Below are 18,668 nucleotides of genomic sequence, written 5' to 3'. Positions count from 1 at the left end.
ACAGGAGCCTGAACCATGTTCCTCTCCAATTTCTCGGTCAAGAAGCCGATCGCGATGATCGTGATCATCATCGGCTTGATGGCCCTGGGCCTGCTGGCCCTGTCCAAGCTGCGCGTCAACGAGCGGCCCGACGTCGACCTGCCGCTGCTGGTGGTCAGCATCAGCTATCCGGGCGCCTCGCCGGAGACCTCCGAGCGCGAGATCGTCAACCGCATCGAGAAGTCGCTGCAGAGCATCTCCGGCGTGAACGAGGTCCGTTCGACCTCGGGCGAAGGATCGGCCCAGCTGCTGCTGTTCTTCAACTTCGACAAGAACATGATCGAGGCGGCCGACGAGGTCCGCAACGCGATCGCCGCGGTCCGCCACAAGCTGCCGACGGAAATGCGCGAGCCGGTGCTGCAGCGCGTCGATCCGTCGGCGCAGCCGATCATGCAGCTGGCGCTGTCGTCCAGCAGCCAGTCGCATGCCGAGATCTCGCGGATGGCCGAGGACCAGTTCGCCGACCGCTTCCGCGCCATCCCCGGCGCGGCGACGGTGACGGTGAACGGCTCGCTCAAGCGTGAGCTGTCGGTGTTGCTGAACGCGCAGAAGCTGCGCGAGTTCAACGTCTCCGTGACCGAGGTCGTCAACGCGCTGCGCATGCAGAACACGACGGCGCCGGTGGGCAAGGTGCGCGGACAGCTGGAGGACCAGAGCATCCGGCTGCTGGGCCGCATCGAGTCGCCGGCCGACTTCAACCAGATCGTCGTCAAGCGCTCCGGCAGCGAGCTGATCCGCCTGGGCCAGGTGGCCACGGTGCAGGACGGCTTCGCGGAGCAGACCGGCCTGTCGGTGCGCAACGGCCATCCGAACGTCGGCATCATGGTCACGCGCTCGCGCGACGCCTCGACGGTGAGCGTGGCCAAGGAGGTCCGCAAGCTGGTCGAGGAGATCGACAAGTCCTTGCCCAAGGGCACCAAGCTCGAGGTCGTGCAGGACGGCGGGCAGGACGCGCAGGACAGCCTGAACAACGTGATCCACGCGCTGGTGTTTGGCGCGGGCCTGACGATCTTCGTCGTCTACGTGTTCCTGAACTCCTGGCGCTCGACGATGATCACGGCGCTGTCGCTGCCGACCTCGGTGATCGCGGCCTTCATCGCGGTCTGGCTGTGCGGCTTCACGCTGAACTTCATGAGCCTGCTGGGCCTGTCGCTGGCGATCGGCGTGCTGATCGACGACGCGATCGTGGTGCGCGAGAACATCGTGCGCCACATGGAGCGCGGCGCCGACCGCCGCACCGCCGCGTTGAAGGGCACCGCGGAGATCGGCCTGGCCGTCGCGGCGACGACCTTCTCCATCGTGGCCGTGTTCATCCCGGTGGCCTTCATGCCGGGCGTGTCGGGCGAATGGTTCCGGCCGTTCGGGCTGACGGTGGTCGCGTCGGTGCTGGTGTCGCTGTTCATCTCGTTCACGCTGGACCCGATGCTGTCGGCGTTCTGGGGCGATCCCCCGGGGCATCACGAAGCGCCCAAGACCGGCATCTCCAAGAAGCTGCAGGCGTTCAACGAGTGGTTCGACCGCCAGGCCGACGGCTACGGTCACGTGATCGCCTGGGCGCTGCATCACCGCCGCTGGATGGCGGTGTTCGCGGTCCTGAGCTTCGCGCTCGCGATCTTCCTGCAGGTCAAGCTGGGCGGCACGAGCTTCCTGCCGGCGTCGGATTCCGGGACCATCGCCATCGAGGTCCGGACGCCGGCCTCGTCCAGCCTCGAGTACGCGCGGCTGAAGATGGGCGCCGCGTCCGCGCTGGCGCGCGAGATGCCCGAGACGGTGGCCACCAACGAGAGCGTCAACGCCAGCGGCGGCCGCATCTACGTGGACCTGGGCAAGAGCACCCAGCGCAAGCGCAGCGCGGCGGAGATCGCCGCCGACCTGCGCACGCGGGTGGCGCGGCTGGTCGGGGCGGAGTACGTCGTGCTCGACGACCTGAACAACGGCGCGCAGAAGCCGGTGCAGATCCGTTTCTCCGGCGCGGACTCGCGCAAGCTCATGGAGATCACGACCGACTACATGGAAAAGCTGCGCCGCGTGCCGGGCGCGGTGGACGTGGGCCTGTCGGAGCAGGATCCGCAGAACGAGCTGCAGATCGAGCTCAACCGCGGCCTGGCCAACACGCTGGGAATCTCGGTGGGCGACGCGGCCAACTCCTTGCGGGTGGCCTTCGCCGGCGTGGAGGTCGGCGACTGGATCGACCCGAGCAGCGAGACGCGCGACGTGGCGGTACGGCTGGCGCCGGAGGACCGCGTCGACGCCAGCAACATCGAGCGCCTGCCGATCGCCGTGACCGGCGCCGGCGTGATGGTGCCGCTGGAACAGATCGCGACGGTGACGATGGGCAAGGGCCCGGCCAAGATCCAGCACGCGGACGGCAAGCGGATGATCGCGGTGTCGGCCAACGCGCACGGCCGCTCGCCCGGCGAGGTCACCAGCGACGCGCTGAAGCTGGCCAAGGCGATCAACTTCCCGCCCGGCTACGGTATCGAGCTGGCCGGCGCCGCGAAGGACCAGCAGGAGGTCTTCAGCGCGATGGCCATCGCGCTGTTCTCGGGCATCGGCCTGATGTACCTGATCCTGGTGATGCAGTTCGGCAGCTTCACGGCCCCGATGGGCGTGATGCTGTCGCTGCCGCTGTCGCTGATCGGCGTGGTGGTGGCGCTGCTGCTGACGAAGGGCACGCTGAACCTGATGAGCTTCATCGGGATCATCATGCTGGCCGGCCTGGTGGCGAAGAACGCGATCCTGCTGCTGGACGCGGCGCGTCAGGAGGAGGCCGCCGGCGTGCCGCGCGAGGAGGCGCTGATGCACGCGGGCCGCAAGCGCTTCCGGCCGATCCTGATGACGACCTTCGCGCTGATCGCCGGCATGCTGCCGGTGGCGGTGGGCATCGGCGAAGGCGGCGAGTTCTACCGCCCGATGGCGGTGGCGATCATCGGCGGCACGATCACGTCGACCTTCCTGACGCTGCTGATGGTGCCGAGCTTCTACGACAGCATCGAGATGTTCCGCGACAAGCAGCGCGCCCGCGTGGCGAAGGCAGCCGATGGCTGGGGCAAGGTGGGCGCGATGGCGATCAACCGGCTGGTCGAGCTGGCGGTGATCGTCGGGTTCCTCACCACGCTGATCTTCGTGTGGTGGCTGATCGCCGGGCTGATCAACCGCGGCCGCCCCGTCGCGCACCACGAGGCCGTGCTGGGCGCGGGCGACGATTGAGGTGCGCGGGCCGGGGCTGAGCGCCGGCGACGCCTGACGGTGAAGGGAAGGGCGCCTCGACCAGGCGCCCTTTCCGTTTCCGGCCGGTCAGCCGCGCCGCAGGCGGCGCCACCAGGCGTCGCCGGACGCGCGCGACGCGGCATCGCCGGACGCGGCGTACGCCTGCGTGGCCGCCGCGCGCAGCTCGACCTCCGTGCCCGCGCCGGGGCGGGACGTGAGGCGGTAGACGATGCCGGCGAGTTCCGCGCGTTCCCGCATGCCGGACAGGCCCCAGTGGCCCGGCCGGCCGCCGCGGTCCTGCACCTCGTCGGGTACGCCGACGCCGTCGTCCCGCACGAACAGCGCGAAGCTGGCGTCGTCGAACCGGAGCGTGACCTCGATGCGCTCGGCCTGGGCGTGCTGGAACGCGTTGAAGATCGCTTCGCGCGCGATCAGGCAGATCGACGCGGCCAGCGCTGGCGCCAATGGCCTCGGCGTGCCCTCGACCGTCAGCGCGAAGGCGGCGCCGTGCGTGTGCGAGAGCTCGCGCCCCAGCGCCTCCAGCGTGTGCTCGAGCAGATTGGTGTCGGGCGGCGGCAGGCGCAGGTCGGTGACCCGGTCGCGGCCCTCGACGAGCAGCGCATCGGCGTCGGTCAGCACGCGTTCCATCGCGGCACGCTCGGTGCCGGGCAGCCTGCGAGCGATGGCCTCGAATCGAAGGATCAGTCCGTAGACGCCTTGCAGCAGCGTGTCGTGCAGGTCGCGCGCGATGCGCTCACGCTCCTGCACTCGGGCGGCGAGGCGGTCCTGTTCATGCAGGCGGCGTTGACGCCCGCGCAGCGCGGCCAGCCCCCCCAGCGCGCCGAAGCCCGCGAGCACGGCCGCCGCGCGGAACCATGCGTTCTGGGTCAGGGTCGGCGCGATCTCGAAACGCAGCGTCGCGGGCGCGGCGCTCCATGGGCCGCCGTCCTGGGAGGACTCGACGTGGAAGTCGTAGGTCCCGGGCCCGAGGTTGGTATAGAAGGCGCGACGCCGCGTGCCGGCGTCCTGCCAGTCCCGGTCCTGGCCGATCAGGCGATATCGGAAGCGCGTGCGCTCGGGCTGGGCAAGGCTGATGGCGGTGTAGGCGATCTCCAGGTCCCGCGTGCCGGCGGCCAGGCGTTGGGGGCCGTTGCCAGCGTGCCCGTCGCTCGCGCCGTTGCCGCCGCTGCCGCCGACCGGCACGGGCTCGCCGTGCACGAAGAGCCGTTGCACCTCGACCGGCGGCGGGGCCGGCTCGCCCTTGGGCAGACGGGCCGGATCGATGCGGACCACGCCATTGCTGAGCGAGAACCAGAGCACGCCATCCGGCGTGCGCGCGGCCGTGCGCAGCGGCCACGACTGCTCGGCGCGGCCCGAGAGACCGTCGATCAGATCGAAGCGGCGCCCCGACGGGCGCGCGCCGTCGCTGGACGCGGTCAGCGCGCGGCGGACTTCGTCGGCGGTGAGCCGCGTGATCCCGTTCGCGCCGTTGAGCCACAGCTCGCCATCGGGTGTTTCGACGATGCCGGAGACGCCGTCCAGCGCTTCGGGGTCCTTCAGGCGCAGCATCGGCATGCCGGCCTCGGACGCGAGCTGCACGCCGCGTTCGCCGCCGATCCACAGGTGCGATCCTTGCCGCGCGATGACCTTGATCGCGCCGACCTTCAAGCCGTCGGCCGACGACAGCGCCGTCGTCTTGCCGGCCTCGTGCCGCAGCACGCTGCCGTCGTTGTAGCCGATCCAGACGCGGCCGCGATCGTCCGTGCCGATGGCGTCGGGCCCCTTGAGCGGGAACCCCTCGCTGCCGGACAGTCGCGTGACACGACCATCGGCGTAGCGCATCAATCCGTAGCGATGCGCGTTGAACCAGAGCGCGCCGGTCGTGTCCTCGGTGATCTCGAAGACCGGGACGGTCCACGGCTGCCCGTCGGGCGTGGGCACCTGGACGAAGCCGGTCCCTTCCTGCCGCCACAGCCCGGTGCGGCCGCCGACCCAGAGCCGCTGCCGGCTGTCGACGAACACGGCGGTGAAGGTTTCCATCCGAGGGTCGGTGGGCATCTTTTCCGGCGTCGATTGTCCGGGCGCCAACTGCTGGATGGAGTTCCCGGAGGCGATCCAGACGCGCCCCTGCGCGTCCGCCGTCATCGCGATGCTGGCGCTGCGGTCGGGCAGCTCGACGCGGTCGACCGCCGCGCCGCGGAAGCGGTCCAGCCCGCCGTTGGTGCCGACCCAGATCGCGCCGTCGCGGTCCTGGAAGACGCGGGTCACGAGTTCGCCGGACAGCCCCTTGTCGGTGCCCAGGTACTGATGCGCCGCCGGCGCGGAGGCCGCCGCGCCCTCGATCGCCAGACGATTGAGCCCGTCCTTCGCGCCGAACCAGAGCTTGCCGTTGCGGTCGAACGCGGGCACGAAGAAGCTTTTCGGCACGGCGACCGGTGGCGCGGCGGGGTCGGTCGACTCGCCGGGCAGCGGCAGAGGCCGCAGACCCCCGACAGCAGGCGACATGTCGTTGGCCCAGGCGCGGCCGCCGCCGATCACGAGCTGCGACTGGCCGAGCGCCGGCACATCGACGACGGTGAAGCGCACGGCGCCTGCCGGTTTCACGAAGATGGCGCGGTCGGTGACGACCCAGATGTTGTTGCTGCCGTCCACCGCGACGTTGAGCGTCGGCGGGGGATGGCCGCTGGCGTCGACGTAGCCGGATTCCGGTCCGACGGGGATCCAGGCGTCGCGCTGGCGCTTCAGCAGCGCGCGACCGGTGGCGACCCAGAGCGTGCCGTCGCGTTCGGCGGCGAAGGCCCGCGTCGAGTAGGAGAAATGCCCGCCGGCCGGATCGACGTGGAGGACGCGGCCCTGGCGCACCAGCGCGGCGCCGCCGTCGAGCAGGCCGACCCACAGCGCGTTGTCTTTCGTCGCGAAGAGCGACAGCACCTGCCGGCTCGGCAGCGATTCACCGGCGAGGGCGTCGAAGCGCTCGAAGCGCACGCCATCGAAGCGGAACAGTCCGGTGCCGGTGCCCAGCCACAGGTAGCCGTCGGTGGTCTGCGCGATCGCCATCACCGGACCCGGCATGCCGTCCTTGAGCGTCCAGGTCGTGTGCTGCAGGTGCGCGAGGGGCTGCTCGGACGGCGTCGCGGACTGCGCGTGCGCGGCAGGCGTCAGCAGCACGGTCAGCGCATGACCGGCGGCCAGCCCGAGCAGATGAAGACGGATCAGTCGTGAAGGGGGCGGGGGCGTCGGAAGGGGCATCGAGGACAGGCGGGCGCGGAAGCGCATGGATTGTGCCTGCGGGGTGGCGGTGCCGAAGTTCTCACACTTTTCCTGTTCAGTTTTGGCAACCAAAACATCCGTCTCGCGAACTCTCTGTGCGCCAGTGAGACTTAGGCAGCTCCTAGCAACTTTGGAGCAACGCGATGCATTCGATTCAAGTCAAGGCGCCGCGGCGAGCGGCACTGAATACCGTGAAAGCGGCGGTGTCGATCTGTCTATCGGTGAGCTTGGCGGCTTGCGGCGGCGGCGGCGAGCCTGTTGACCCGGCGTCTCCTCCCGTGGGCACCGATCCGACGACTCCGACGACACCGACCACGCCGACCACGCCGACCACGCCGACGACGCCGACGACGCCGACGACGCCGACGACGCCGACGACGCCGACGACGCCGACGACACCGACGACACCGACGACACCGACGACACCGACGACACCGACGACACCGACGACACCGACGACGCCGACGACGCCGACGACACCGACGACGCCGACGACACCGACGACACCGACGACGCCGACGACACCGACGACACCGACGACACCGACGACACCGACCACGCCGGTTCCGGATCCTGCCCGCCCCATTGGCGGAAACGTGATGGGTCTGGATGCTGGCAATGACCTGATTCTGAGCAAGAACGGTAGCGAAGACCTGCGCGTGCAAGGCAACGGTGCCTTCAGCTTCGCAACGCCGGTCACCAATGGCGCAACCTATACCGTCACTGTCAAGGCGCAACCGCTGTGGCAGAACTGCGCCGTCACCAACGGCAGCGGCAGCGCGACCTCCCCGGTGAGCAACGTGACCGTCGTGTGCACCGCAGCGCAGGCGAACGTCACGACGTTTGCGGGCTCAGGGGCGAATGGTTCCGCCAATGGCAATGGCGTCAATGCACAGTTCTCTGCGCCAGGCAGCGTGACCGTGGACCGTCTGGGAGTCCTCTATGTGCAGGATGGCCAACAGATCCGCAAGATCACATCCACAGGCGACGTCACGACGCTGGCGGGCTCGGCGACGTCGGGTTCGGCCAATGGCAATGGTGTCAATGCAACATTCACCAATCCAGCAGGCGTGGCCGTCGACGGCAACGGGAATGTCTATGTGGCGGATTCGAACAACAACCTGATCCGCAAGATCACGCCCGCAGGCGATGTCACGACCTTGGCAGGCTCGTTGGCAAGTGGCGCGACCGATGGCAATGGCGCCGCTGCGCGCTTCAGCGCTCCGTTTGGCGTGGGCGTGGACGGTAGCGGGAACGTCTACGTGGCGGATACGAGCAACAACCTGATCCGCAAGATCACACCCGCAGGCGATGTCACGACGCTGGCAGGCTCCGGAGCGCAGGGCGCGGACAACGGCTTTGGCGTGTTGGCCAAGTTCACGCTGCCGGTGGGCGTGGGCGTGGACAGTGTCGGGAATGTCTATGTGGCGGATACGACTAACCACCTGATCCGCAAGATCACGCCCGCAGGCGATGTCACGACGCTGGCGGGTTCGGGGCAAGCGGGCGCCGCCAACGGCAATGGCCTCAGTGCCGCATTCAACTATCCAGCTGGCGTGGCCGTGGACCGGGGTGGGAACGTCTATGTGGCGGATTCGGGAAACAACCTGATCCGCAGGATCACTCCGGCGGGCGATGTCACGACGCTGGCGGGCTCCGGGGCGAGCGGATCGGTCAACGGCATTGGTGCCAATTCGTCATTCCGTCAGCCGGAAGGCGTGGCCGTGGACAGCGACGGGAACGTCTATGTGGCGGATCAGAACAACAACCTGATCCGCAAGATCAGCCCTGTTCGCACGCCGTGATCCGTCGCGACCGGCGGTGTGCCGGTGCGAGGTGCCAGGTCTTGACGTGCCCTGGGGCCGCTGACCGATCCTGATCGTCGACCCTCGCCGATCAAGGACGCCCGATGCCGTGCATCGGGCGTTTGCACTGGCGGGTCCGCTGTTCAGACCACCCGACCCGGATTGAGCAGGCCGCGCGGATCCAGCGCCTGCTTGATCTGCCGCATCAGCTGCATCGCCACCGGGCTCTTGCGTTGCGCCAGTTCCTCGCGCTTGAGCTGCCCGATGCCGTGTTCGGCGGAGATGGACCCGCCGTGCGCCGTCACCTGGTCGTAGACGAGCGCGTTGACCCCGGCCTCGTGCTCGCGCAGGAAGTCTGCGGGCGCGACCCCCTCCGGCGCCTGGACGTTGTAGTGCAGGTTGCCGTCGCCCAAGTGGCCGAAGTCCACCAGCCGCGAGCCTGGGAAGTGTTCCGCCAGCTGCGCGTCGCAGCGCTCGACGAAGGCCGGGATGCGCGACACCGGCAGTGCGATGTCATGCTTGATGTTCAGGCCTTCCTCGCTCTGCGCCAGCGGGATGGACTCGCGCAGGTGCCACATCGCCTGGCTCTGCGACAGGCTCTCCGCCACCGCCGCGTCGTCGATCGCGCCGCGCTCCAGGGCCTCCTCGAGCAGGCCCTCGAACTGCGTGCGGGCGTGGTCCTCGCCTTCGCTGTCCGACAGCTCCAGCAGTACCGTCCACGGCCGCGGACCGAGCGGCTGCGTCAGCTGCGGGAAATGCTTGCCGACCAGCGCCAGCGACAGCGCGTTCATGACCTCGAAACCGGTCAGCGCCGCGCCGCAGCGCGATCGCGCCAGGTCCAGCAGCGTCACGGCGTCGCCCAGCGTGTCGCAGGCGGCCAGCGCCGTCATCCGCGCGCGCGGTAGCGGATGCAGCTTCAGCGTCGCCGCGGTGATCACGCCCAGCGTGCCTTCCGAACCGATGAACAGGTCGCGCAGGTCGTAGCCGGTGTTGTCCTTGCGCAGCCCGGACAGCCCGTCCCAGACCGTGCCGTCGGCGGTCACGACCTCCAGGCCCAGGCACAGCTCGCGCGCGTTGCCGTAGCGCAGCACCTGCGTGCCGCCGGCGTTGGTCGCGAGGTTGCCGCCGATGGTGCAACTGCCCTCGGCCGCGAGGCTCAGCGGGAACAGCCAGCCCGCGTCGCGCGCGGCCTGCTGCACGTTCTGCAGCACGCAGCCGGCCTCGACGGTCATCGTCAGGTTGGACGGATCGATCTGGCGGACTCGGTTCAGACGCTGCAGGCTGAGCAGCAGTTGCGCGCCCGAGTCGTCGGGAACGCCGCCTCCGACCAGTCCGGTGTTGCCGCCTTGCGGCACCAGCGCCACGCCGTGCTCGCGGGCGAGCGTCACGACCGCGGCGACCTGCGCCGTGTCCGCCGGTCTCACCACCGCGAGCGCACGCCCCACATAGCGCTTGCGCCAGTCGCGTTCGTAGCCGGAGAGATCGTGCTCCGCCGGCAGCAGGACGTGCGCCTCGCCCAGCGCCGCGCGCAGCGCATCGATCAGGGCGGCACTCATGCAGCGTCCTTCGCGGTGTCCTTCGCGGCGGCGTCCTGTCTCGACGCCCCGACTGCCCCGGCGGCATCCGGCCGGGTGTCAGCCAGCCGGGCCTCAGCCAGCCGCTGCCGGATCTGCGCGGCGCAGGCGACGAAGATCGTCACCGACAACACGACCTCGACCCACGCGAGCGCCATGCCGACGCCGCCCTCGGACGTGCCGCGCACCAGCCCTTCGGTCACGTAGAGCCAGATCATCAGGCTGAGCCAGCGATAGGTGTACATGCGATAACGCCACAGGCCGGGCAGCGGCAGCAGCAGCGGCAGCGCCTTGATCGCCAGCGTGCCGCGCCCGGTCGGCGCGAGCCAGAGCTCCCACGCCAGGCACACCAGCGCCAGCGCCAGCGTGGCGAAGAACGCGAGCTGCCGGCTGCCGCGTTCGCGCGCGGTCGGGGCCGAGCGGGACGTCGGCGAGGCGGGCGCGGCGCTCATCGAAGGGGCGGCATCGAGGCTTGACATGGCTGGCATCATAGCCAGCATGATCAGTGAAGTTCAGGCGCAGACGCAGAGCTGGCGCGAGGGAATCCGGGAGCTCGGACGGGAGCTGTTGACGTGGCCGTATGCGCGCACGCTGCGCCTGTTCGTGCAGCGTTTCCGCGAGGAACGCCTGGGCCTCACGGCCGGCAGCCTGACCTTCACGACGCTGATCTCGCTGGTGCCGCTGCTGACCGTCGCGCTGGCGCTGTTCACCGCGTTCCCGATGTTCTCCAGCTTCCAGTCCGCGCTGGAGAAGTACTTCCTCAAGTCGCTGATCCCCGACAACATCGCGCGCCCGGTGCTGATGTCGCTGACGCAGTTCGCGGCGAAGGCGAACCGGCTTGGCGTCGTCGGCCTGATCCTGCTGGCGGTGACGGCGCTGTCGCTGATGCTGACCATCGACCGCACGCTCAACCAGATCTGGCGCGTGCAACGGCCGCGGCCGATCGCGCAGCGCGTGCTCGTGTACTGGGCGGCGCTGACGCTGGGCCCGCTGCTGCTGGGCGGCAGCCTCACGGTCACCAGCCTGCTGGTCTCGGCCGGCCGCGACCTCGTCGACAACCTGCCGCGCGGGCTGGTGGTGCTGCTCAACAGCGTGGACCTGCTGGTGCTTTGGGCCGCGATCGCGGGGCTCTTCCACTACGTGCCCAACACCGACGTGCGCTGGCGCCACGCCTTGACCGGCGCGGCCTTCGTCGCCGTGGCCTTCCACCTGGCCAAGCTGGCGCTGGCCTGGTACGTGAAGCAGGTGCCGACCTATTCGACGCTCTACGGCGCGTTCGCGGCGGTGCCCATCTTCCTGATCTGGATCTATGTCGGCTGGTCGATCGTGCTGCTCGGCGCGATCCTGGCGGCCAACGCGCCGGCCCTGGCCGGCGGCGTCAGCGTGCGCGGCAACAAGCCCGGCATGCAGATGGCGCTGGCGCTGGACGTGATCGGCGAGCTCGACGCGGCGCGCGACGGCGGGGAGTCGGGCCTGTCGATGCTCGGCCTGTCGCAGCGCATGTCGGTCGACCCGCTGCAACTGGAACCTGTGATCCAGCACCTGCAGAAGCTGGACTGGATCGGGCGCCTGGAAGAGGAGGGCGCGCAGCGCCTGGTGCTGCTCTGCGAGCCGTCCTCGACGATCGCCGAGCCCCTCATCCGGACGCTGCTGGCGGACCGGCAGCCGGGCCTGTCGGCGCTGTGGGAGCAGGCCGGCTGGGAACAGACGACCGTGGGCGTGCTGATCGGGCGCGGCGCACCCGCCGGGTCCGGCGGGGCGGCAGGGCTCGCGACGCCCTTGACGCCCGCGGCGTCCTCGACCGCGTCCGCTACCGCAGCCACGTGACGGCCGCGCCGCCGATCACCGCCAGCAGGGCCACCACGGAAAAGATCGCCCGCCGGTAGGGCGGCTTGGGTCGCGTCGCGCCCGTCGGTTTCATGCCGTACTTCGGCGTGGCGCCGAGCGGCAGCGCGGCCTTGTCGATCAAGGGCGTGGAGCGATGCTCGCGCGCTCTCTGCTCGGCGACGCGCAGACGCGCGGATCCATCCAGCAGCTGGAGCTGCTTCGCCTGGGTTTCGGTATCGATCGTGGCCGGTTGGGTCGGGGTGGGGATGTGGGGGTGCTTGTCTGAAAACGAGCGTTGCTGCATGTGGACTGCCTTGACTGCAATACGCTCCCTCGCCTCCGCGAATGCGGCCCATTGTGACGACGCTGACGCAGGGGTCAAGTAACAGGGGGTTGATTCTGCCGTTCGCAAGGCGTCCGGGAAGGGGTCTTGTGGGGGGACGAGTCTGATTGAGGCTAGACTTGATAGCAATCTCTCATCGGAGTGATATCAATGGCAGCGGTGACGATCAGGAATCTTTCGGATGTCGCCCATGAGGCGCTCAAGCGTCGTGCTGCGCGTCATGGACGAAGCACTGAGGCTGAGATTCGCCAGATCCTGGAGGATGCGGCAGCTCCCGCGGAAGGGCTGGGCACGGCGCTGGCGCGCATCGGTCAGCGGATGGGGCAACCCGGTTTGAAGCTTCCACGGCGCACGACGAAAGTGACGCCGGCTGAGTTCGAATGATCCTGCTTGACACCAATGTCGTGTCCGAACCGCTCAAGCCGCGGCCAAGCGCGGCGGTGTTGGGCTGGTTGAACGCTCAGGATCCCTGGGATCTTCATATTTCCACCATCACCGTGGCCGAGTTGTTCGCGGGCGTGGAGGTCTTGCCCAAGGGGAATCGCCGCTCAGGGCTGCAGCGTCTCATTGAGCGCGAGCTGCTTCCGCTCTTCGAGGGTCGTATCCTGCCGTTCGATGAAAGTGCCGCACGAGAGTTCGGCAAGATCGTTGGGCTTGGAAAGGTAAAAGGACGACCGGTGAAGTTTGACGATGGCGCCATTGCAGCGATTGCAAAGGCCAATCGCATGACCGTGTCGACTCGCAACATCAAACATTTCGAGACGACTGGGGTCCACGTTGTGGATCCATGGCTCTGGACGTCCTGACGACGAGCCCAGACCCGTTGCGTCAGGCGTGCAGCACGACCAGCAGCGCCGTCGCCGCTTTCTTCGACAGGTTGCGGATGGCGTGCGCGCCGTCGACCGCGTAGCGCGCGGTCTCGCCGGTCTTGACCATCTGGCGGCTGCCGCCGGCCGTCACTTCGAGTTCACCACCCAGCACGCTCAGGTGCTCGCGGGAGCCCGGCTCATGCGCCGCGGACTCCAGCGCGCCGCCCGGTTGCACGGTCAGTTCGTACCACTCGAAGTTGCCGGCCAGGTCGATGGGACCGAGGATCCGCAGCCGGCACAGGCCGTCGGGGCTCGACAGCCCGGGCGTCCCGTGCGACGCGACGATCTCGATCGGCGGCGCGGCGGGTCTTTCGCCGCCCAGCAGCTCGGACAACTCCACCCGCAGCGCATTGGCCAGCCGCCACACCACGGCCACCGTGGGATTGGCCTGGTTGCGCTCGATCTGCGAGAGCATCGACTTGGACACGCCCGCTCTTCGCGACAGTTCGTCCAGCGACAGACCCTGCGATTGCCGCAGCGTCTGCAAGGTCGCGCCGACGCGCGGCGGTTCCAGTTTCTCTGAAGGATTGGCGGACATCGGCGGCTTGGGCAAAAGGGCGGCGGGAGTTCGGGACATTCAGGGAAACGGAGGAACTCGGGTAGCGTTCCGGGAAGCGCCGACGCCTTGACCGGTTGTGGCACTTCCTTGATACTGCACGGCTGTTCGATATAACGAACACGTTCGATTTAACGGATTGTGCCGCAGGAGCACCGCATGACCAACATCGTCCCCCTGTCCACCGACGACTTCTATCGCCACCTGCAGAACGAGCTGCAAGGCATCCGCGACGCCGGCCTCTACAAGAGCGAGCGCATCATCACGGGCCCGCAGGGCGCGATCGTGAGGACGAACGACGGTCGCGAGGTGCTCAACCTGTGCGCCAACAACTACCTGGGCCTGTCCTCGCATCCGAAGGTCGTGGAAGCCGCGCATGAGGCGCTGCGCACGCACGGCTACGGGCTGTCGTCGGTGCGCTTCATCTGCGGGACGCAGGACATCCACAAGGAACTCGAGCAGCGCCTGGCGCGTTTCCTCGGCACCGAGGACACCATCCTGTACGCGGCCGCCTTCGACGCCAACGGCGGTCTGTTCGAGCCGCTGCTGGGCGAGCAGGACGCGATCATCAGCGACGAGCTGAACCACGCCTCCATCATCGACGGCATCCGCCTGTGCAAGGCCAAGCGCTTCCGCTACAAGCACAACGACATGGCCGACCTGGAGGCGCAGCTGACGGCCGCGCGCGCCGCCGGCGCCCGCCACGTCATGGTCTTCACCGACGGCGTGTTCTCGATGGACGGCACGATCGCGCAGCTCGACAAGATCCGCGAGATCACCAACCGCTTCGGCGCGCTGCTCGCGATCGACGAGTGCCACGCCAGCGGCTTCATGGGCAAGACCGGTCGCGGCACGCATGAACACCGCGGCGTGTTCGGCAAGGTCGACATCATCACCGGCACCCTGGGCAAGGCGCTGGGCGGCGCGTCCGGCGGTTTCACGACCGGTCGCAAGGAAGTGATCGAGCTGCTGCGCCAGCGTTCGCGCCCCTACCTGTTCTCCAACACCGTGGCGCCGAGCATCGTCGGCGCATCGATCGCCGTGCTGGACCTGCTGGAAGGCAGCACCGCGCTGCGCGACAAGCTGGAGGCCAACACGACCTACTTCCGCGAGGCGATCCAGCAGGCCGGTTTCCAGATCAAGCCGGGCACGCACCCGATCGTGCCGGTGATGCTGTTCGACGCGGTCAAGGCGCAGCAGCTGAGCGCGCGCCTGCTGGAGCTGGGCGTCTACGCGGTCGGCTTCTTCTACCCGGTGGTCCCGAAGGAGCAAGCCAGAGTGAGAGTGCAGATCTCCGCCGTGCATGAGCGCGAGCATCTGGAGCAGGCGGTGGCCGCGTTCGCGCAGGCGGGCCGCGAGCTGGGCCTGGTGAAGTAAGAAGCAGCGTTAGAAGAAGATCCCATGACGACGAAGATCCTGTTGATCGGCGCGAACGGCCAGATCGGTTCCGAACTGGCGGTGGAGCTCGCGAAACGCCACGGCAACGCCAACGTGATCACCAGCGACGTGGCGCCGCAAGGCCGCGTGCCGCAGCTGACGCACGAGATGCTGGACGTGACGGACGCGGCCGCGCTGGCGGCGGTGGTCAAGCGCCACGGCATCACGCAGATCTACCACCTGGCGGCGGCGCTGTCGGCCACCGGCGAGAAGCACCCGATGTGGGCCTGGGACCTGAACATGAAGGGCCTGCTCAACGTGCTGGAGCTGGCGCGCACGGTGAAGCTGGAGCGCGTGTTCTGGCCGAGCTCGATCGCGGCCTTCGGTCCGCAGACGCCCAAGCGCGACACGCCGCAGACGACGGTGATGGACCCGACGACGATCTACGGCATCTCCAAGCTGGCGGGCGAGGGCTGGTGCCGCTGGTACCACGCCAACCACGGCGTGGACGTGCGCAGCCTGCGCTACCCGGGCCTGATCAGCTGGAAGACGCCCCCGGGCGGCGGCACGACCGACTACGCGGTCGAGATCTTCCACGAGGCGCTCAAGCACGGCCGCTACACCTGTTTCCTGAAGGAAGACCAGGCGCTGCCGATGATGTACATGCCCGACGCGCTGCGCGCGACGCTGGAGCTGATGGAAGCGCCGGCGGAGCGCATCACCGAATGGGGCAGCTACAACCTGGCGGGCGTGAGCTTCACGCCGGAGCAGATCGCCGCGTCCATCCGCCGGAAGATCGCGGGCTTCGAGATCGACTACGCGCCGGACTTCCGCCAGAACATCGCGGCGAGCTGGCCGCAGTCCATCGACGACTCGGTCGCACAACGCGACTGGGGCTGGAAGCTCGGCTACGACCTGGACGCGATGGCGGATGACATGCTGGCGTCGCTGAAGGCGCAGGCGGAGCAGGCTCCGCCGTCGGCGCAAGGCTGAGCGGTCAGGCGGACAAGGACGTAGAGTTCGGGGCTGATTCCTTCAGTCCAGTTCATCCAAGTGTCCCGACTCTCCACTGAACTTCAACGTCTCTACGCCGCCGGTCCTGACGGATCGGTGCGCGCGCTCGTGCTCGACGTCGGGCGCCCCTCGGATTGGGACCTGCTCGGCGCCGTGTGGCGCGGTGTGCAGCTCGATCTGTCGCTGCCCGCGCCGGGCATCGCCATCGCGGGGGAGAACAGCTATCAGCTGTGGTTCTCGCTGCAGCAGGGCTGTTCGCCGGACGAGGCGAGGGCGTTCTTCGACGGATTGACGGCGCGCTACCTCAGCGACGTCGCCGCGCCGCGCATCCGATGCCTGACGGAGCCTCCGGCGGTGCCGGCCGAAGTCAAGGAAGGCCAATGGTCCGCGTTCGTCGCGCCGGACCTGGCGCCGGTGTTCGTCGAGGCGACCTGGCTGGACATCCCGCCGGGCGTCGAAGGGCAGGCGGACCTGCTGAAGACGTTGAAGAGCATCACCCCGCAGGAGTGGGCGGTGGCGATGGGGCAGCTCGCGCCGACGCTCCCGCAAGACCTGGCACCGGCAACCGCGTCGTCGACGCCGGACGCCTCCGGCCCAGCGTCTTCTTACGCGCTCGCCACCGGCTTCAGCGATCCCCGCGCATTCCTGCTGCAGGTGATGAACGATGCGACCGTACCGATGGCGCTGAGGATCGAGGCGGCGAAGGCGTTGTTGCCTGTCATGGCGACGCCCTGACTTCAGCCGGTCAAGGTCAGCACGCCCTCCGGATACCTGGCGCACATGAAGTCCACAAACGCCTTGACCTTGGGACTCGCGAGCCGGCGCGAGGTGTGCAGCACCCACAGCTCGACCTCCTTGCCGCTCACTGCGCCCCATTGGACGAGTTCGCCGCGCGTGAGCTGGCTCCAGACGATGGATTGAGGCAGCAACGCGACGCCCGCGCCTGCGAGCGTGGCGTCTCTCACCATCAGCATCGACGACAGCCGCAGCACCGGTCTTGGTGCGAGCCTCAGCGCGCCGCCGTCGAGTTCCCAGACCTCGCCCTCCCGGGTCGCGCTGACCACCGCGGGCACCTCCACCGGGGCCTCGCTTGAGGCTGCCGGGTCCGAAGGCGGCTTGCCTGCGGCGGACCTGCGAGAGACGGCCTTGCCCGGGACGGGCCTGCTGGATGCCGGCATCGCGAACGACGGCGCCGCAACGACCACCAGCCGGTCCTTCGCAAAACAGCGTCCCACGAGCGCGGTGTCCATGCGCGGGTTGGGCCGGATCGCCACGTCGAACCGTTCATCGACGAGGTTCACCACCCGGTCCTCACCGACGACCTCGACGGTCACGCCGGGGTGGAGCGCGCGGAACTCGGCACTCAGGCGTCCCATCGCGAGCTGCGAGAACAGCAGCGGCGCGGCGATGCGCAATTGCCCGCGCACCTGATCCGCGCCTTCGCGCGTGGACGCGAAGGCATCGGCCACCTCGTTCATCGGACCTTCCGTCCTGCTGAGCAAGGCCTGACCCGCTTCCGTCAGCTCCAGACCCTTCGCGCCGCGCTCGATGAGGCGCACGCCGAGCTGCTCCTCCAGATCCGCGACGCGACGCGACAGGGTCGCCTTCGAGCGGCGGCTGGCGCGGCTCGCCCGCCCGAAGCCGCCATGCGTCGCGACCAGATTGAAGTCCGCCAGTGCGTTCAGGTCCATGTGTTCCACCAGTGAGACAGACAGTATCGATTTTGGCGTCTGTGTTTATCGAATGCAACGGCCTATCGTTCATCCATCGCCACCCACCGATGGAAGGAACTGAACCATGACCACCGTGCAAGCCCTGACCCTGAATGCCTACGGCGGCGCCGAGGCCACCACGATGTCCACGATCGCCGCCCCGGTCGCGCAGGCCGGCCAAGTGCTGGTGCGCGTTCGGGCCGCCGGCCTCAACGCCCTCGACTGGAAGGTGCGCGAGGGCGACGTTCGCGACGCCTTTCCGATCGCCTTGCCGGCGGTGCTTGGCATCGAACTGGCCGGCGTTGTCGAGGCCGTCGGCCCCGGCGTGTCGCGCTTCCAGGTCGGCGATCGTGTGATGGGGCCGCTCGGCGCTCTGGGCGCCTACGCCGAACTGGTCGCCGTGAACGAGGCGAATCTGGCGCCGACGCCCGAAGCGCTCGATGACCTGACCGCCGCGTCGCTGCCCGTCGCCGTTCTGGCCGCCTGGCAGAGCCTGCACTTCGCCGGCCCCCTCTGGCCGTCCCAACGCGTGCTGGTGCATGGCGCGGCCGGTGGACTGGGGCGCTTTGCAGTCCAGTTCGCGAAGCGGGCCGGCGCTCATGTCATCGCGACCGCCGCCAGCGACGACATCGACGCGGTCCGCGCGCTCGGCGCTGACCAGGTCATCGACTACCGGACGGAGCGCTTCGAATCGGTGGTGCGCGACATCGACCTGGTGCTCGACTACGTCGGCGGCGACGTGCTCGACCGCACGTGGCAGGTCTTGTCCCGCAACGGTGTCGTCGTCGGCACCTCGTCGCCCGGGATCCTGGCCAGCACGCCGTCAGGCCTGCGAGGCCTGTGGTTCGTCATGAAGCCCGACGCGGCGCTGCTGGGGCACGTCGCGCAGCAGGTCGCCAGGGGCGAGCTGCAGGCCCGCGTCGGCGAGGTCGTGCCCTTCACGGCGCTGCCCGCCGCCATCGAGCGCCACCGCAATGGCGCCATCCACGGCAAGGCCGTCGTCGACTTCGGCGCCTGATCGATTCCCCGTCACCCCGTTCTCCCGTTCCCTTTCACCACCCACCATCCCCAC

Annotated in this window: 16 protein-coding genes; 9 read left to right on the top strand and 7 right to left on the bottom strand. The window is 68.8% G+C overall.

Annotated features, from left to right (window positions below; all coding sequences use genetic code 11):
* Positions 1-15: 15 nt before the first annotated feature.
* Complete coding sequence (locus AC1VNM_RS08660) at positions 16-3,249, top strand: efflux RND transporter permease subunit (protein WP_377154816.1); 3,234 nt, start codon at positions 16-18, stop codon at positions 3,247-3,249.
* A gap of 87 nt (positions 3,250-3,336) precedes the next feature.
* On the opposite strand, the gene AC1VNM_RS08655 is transcribed toward AC1VNM_RS08660, so the two are convergent.
* Together AC1VNM_RS08655 and AC1VNM_RS08650 are read right to left on the bottom strand one after the other, a co-directional pair.
* Positions 3,337-6,525 (bottom strand): sensor histidine kinase, encoded by a 3,189-nt coding sequence (locus tag AC1VNM_RS08655; RefSeq protein WP_483106604.1) that lies wholly within the window; start codon positions 6,523-6,525, stop codon positions 3,337-3,339.
* 148 nt (positions 6,526-6,673) lie between these two features.
* Positions 6,674-7,078 carry a hypothetical protein gene (locus tag AC1VNM_RS08650; protein WP_483106603.1) on the bottom strand — a complete coding sequence of 135 codons (405 nt, stop codon included), beginning with the start codon at positions 7,076-7,078 and terminating at the stop codon, positions 6,674-6,676.
* Positions 7,079-7,118: 40 nt separating this feature from the next.
* Between AC1VNM_RS08650 and AC1VNM_RS08645 the strand changes: the two genes are divergently transcribed.
* Positions 7,119-8,324 carry an NHL repeat-containing protein gene (locus AC1VNM_RS08645; protein ID WP_483106602.1) on the top strand — a complete coding sequence of 402 codons (1,206 nt, stop codon included), beginning with the start codon at positions 7,119-7,121 and terminating at the stop codon, positions 8,322-8,324.
* A gap of 143 nt (positions 8,325-8,467) precedes the next feature.
* Here AC1VNM_RS08645 and AC1VNM_RS08640 read toward each other — a convergent pair whose 3' ends face one another.
* Both AC1VNM_RS08640 and AC1VNM_RS08635 read right to left on the bottom strand, forming a co-directional pair.
* Entirely contained in the window at positions 8,468-9,880 is a 1,413-nt protein-coding gene (locus AC1VNM_RS08640) for an FAD-binding oxidoreductase (RefSeq protein ID WP_483106601.1), read from the bottom strand.
* The gene (locus tag AC1VNM_RS08635; protein ID WP_483106600.1) at positions 9,877-10,377 is read right to left on the bottom strand and encodes a DUF2069 domain-containing protein; all 501 of its coding nucleotides are present in this window, start codon (positions 10,375-10,377) and stop codon (positions 9,877-9,879) included. The genes AC1VNM_RS08640 and AC1VNM_RS08635 overlap by 4 nt, the downstream gene beginning before the upstream one ends.
* 19 nt (positions 10,378-10,396) lie before the next feature.
* Here AC1VNM_RS08635 and AC1VNM_RS08630 point away from each other — a divergent pair, with 19 nt between their 5' ends.
* Positions 10,397-11,725, top strand: a complete 1,329-nt coding sequence (locus tag AC1VNM_RS08630; RefSeq protein ID WP_483106599.1) for a YihY family inner membrane protein — start codon at positions 10,397-10,399, stop codon at positions 11,723-11,725.
* Here the strand turns inward: AC1VNM_RS08630 and AC1VNM_RS08625 are convergent.
* On the bottom strand, positions 11,709-12,029 hold the full coding sequence (locus tag AC1VNM_RS08625) for a hypothetical protein (RefSeq protein ID WP_377154821.1): 321 nt from the start codon (positions 12,027-12,029) through the stop codon (positions 11,709-11,711). The genes AC1VNM_RS08630 and AC1VNM_RS08625 overlap by 17 nt on opposite strands.
* 189 nt (positions 12,030-12,218) lie before the next feature.
* On the opposite strand from AC1VNM_RS08625, the gene AC1VNM_RS08620 reads away from it, so the two are divergent.
* On the top strand, positions 12,219-12,452 hold the full coding sequence (locus AC1VNM_RS08620; RefSeq protein ID WP_377154822.1) for a FitA-like ribbon-helix-helix domain-containing protein: 234 nt from the start codon (positions 12,219-12,221) through the stop codon (positions 12,450-12,452).
* Positions 12,449-12,874, top strand: a complete 426-nt coding sequence (locus tag AC1VNM_RS08615) for a PIN domain-containing protein (protein ID WP_483106598.1) — start codon at positions 12,449-12,451, stop codon at positions 12,872-12,874. The genes AC1VNM_RS08620 and AC1VNM_RS08615 overlap by 4 nt, the downstream gene beginning before the upstream one ends.
* Positions 12,875-12,896: 22 nt before the next feature.
* Here the strand turns inward: AC1VNM_RS08615 and AC1VNM_RS08610 are convergent, their stop codons facing one another.
* Positions 12,897-13,475 (bottom strand): helix-turn-helix domain-containing protein, encoded by a 579-nt coding sequence (locus tag AC1VNM_RS08610; RefSeq protein WP_483106597.1) that lies wholly within the window; start codon positions 13,473-13,475, stop codon positions 12,897-12,899.
* Positions 13,476-13,652: 177 nt separating this feature from the next.
* Here AC1VNM_RS08610 and kbl point away from each other — a divergent pair, with 177 nt between their 5' ends.
* Genes kbl through AC1VNM_RS08595 form a run of 3 tightly spaced genes read left to right on the top strand, consistent with a single transcriptional unit; the run spans position 13,653 to position 16,619 of the window.
* On the top strand, positions 13,653-14,870 hold the full coding sequence (gene kbl / locus AC1VNM_RS08605; RefSeq protein ID WP_483106596.1) for a glycine C-acetyltransferase: 1,218 nt from the start codon (positions 13,653-13,655) through the stop codon (positions 14,868-14,870).
* A gap of 24 nt (positions 14,871-14,894) precedes the next feature.
* Positions 14,895-15,863, top strand: coding sequence for an NAD-dependent epimerase/dehydratase family protein (locus tag AC1VNM_RS08600; RefSeq protein ID WP_483106595.1), 969 nt, complete (start codon positions 14,895-14,897; stop codon positions 15,861-15,863).
* 60 nt (positions 15,864-15,923) lie between these two features.
* Complete coding sequence (locus tag AC1VNM_RS08595) at positions 15,924-16,619, top strand: hypothetical protein (protein ID WP_483106594.1); 696 nt, start codon at positions 15,924-15,926, stop codon at positions 16,617-16,619.
* Between the two features lie 2 nt (positions 16,620-16,621).
* On the opposite strand, the gene AC1VNM_RS08590 is transcribed toward AC1VNM_RS08595, so the two are convergent.
* On the bottom strand, positions 16,622-17,575 hold the full coding sequence (locus tag AC1VNM_RS08590) for a LysR family transcriptional regulator (protein WP_483106593.1): 954 nt from the start codon (positions 17,573-17,575) through the stop codon (positions 16,622-16,624).
* Positions 17,576-17,681: 106 nt separating this feature from the next.
* Between AC1VNM_RS08590 and AC1VNM_RS08585 the strand changes: the two genes are divergently transcribed.
* Entirely contained in the window at positions 17,682-18,614 is a 933-nt protein-coding gene (locus tag AC1VNM_RS08585; protein WP_483106592.1) for an NADP-dependent oxidoreductase, read from the top strand.
* Positions 18,615-18,668 lie beyond the last annotated feature (54 nt).

It is taken from the genome of Mitsuaria sp. MSU3D, assembly GCF_056867975.1.
The sequence above is the reverse complement of the archived record's forward strand: the minus strand, read 5'-3'. Positions and strand labels throughout refer to the sequence as shown.

Bases quoted from the DNA above. Each gene is read 5' to 3' on its own strand.
- AC1VNM_RS08630 (WP_483106599.1), top strand. From the start codon at position 10,397: ATGATCAGTGAAGTTCAGGCGCAGACGCAGAGCTGGCGCGAGGGAATC.
- AC1VNM_RS08655 (WP_483106604.1), bottom strand. From the start codon at position 6,525: ATGCGCTTCCGCGCCCGCCTGTCCTCGATGCCCCTTCCGACGCCCCCG.
- kbl (WP_483106596.1), top strand. From the start codon at position 13,653: ATGACCAACATCGTCCCCCTGTCCACCGACGACTTCTATCGCCACCTG.
- AC1VNM_RS08625 (WP_377154821.1), bottom strand. From the start codon at position 12,029: ATGCAGCAACGCTCGTTTTCAGACAAGCACCCCCACATCCCCACCCCG.
- AC1VNM_RS08635 (WP_483106600.1), bottom strand. From the start codon at position 10,377: ATGTCAAGCCTCGATGCCGCCCCTTCGATGAGCGCCGCGCCCGCCTCG.
- AC1VNM_RS08590 (WP_483106593.1), bottom strand. From the start codon at position 17,575: ATGGACCTGAACGCACTGGCGGACTTCAATCTGGTCGCGACGCATGGC.
- AC1VNM_RS08645 (WP_483106602.1), top strand. From the start codon at position 7,119: ATGGGTCTGGATGCTGGCAATGACCTGATTCTGAGCAAGAACGGTAGC.
- AC1VNM_RS08615 (WP_483106598.1), top strand. From the start codon at position 12,449: ATGATCCTGCTTGACACCAATGTCGTGTCCGAACCGCTCAAGCCGCGG.
- AC1VNM_RS08585 (WP_483106592.1), top strand. From the start codon at position 17,682: ATGACCACCGTGCAAGCCCTGACCCTGAATGCCTACGGCGGCGCCGAG.
- AC1VNM_RS08640 (WP_483106601.1), bottom strand. From the start codon at position 9,880: ATGAGTGCCGCCCTGATCGATGCGCTGCGCGCGGCGCTGGGCGAGGCG.
- AC1VNM_RS08600 (WP_483106595.1), top strand. From the start codon at position 14,895: ATGACGACGAAGATCCTGTTGATCGGCGCGAACGGCCAGATCGGTTCC.
- AC1VNM_RS08620 (WP_377154822.1), top strand. From the start codon at position 12,219: ATGGCAGCGGTGACGATCAGGAATCTTTCGGATGTCGCCCATGAGGCG.
- AC1VNM_RS08610 (WP_483106597.1), bottom strand. From the start codon at position 13,475: ATGTCCGCCAATCCTTCAGAGAAACTGGAACCGCCGCGCGTCGGCGCG.
- AC1VNM_RS08660 (WP_377154816.1), top strand. From the start codon at position 16: ATGTTCCTCTCCAATTTCTCGGTCAAGAAGCCGATCGCGATGATCGTG.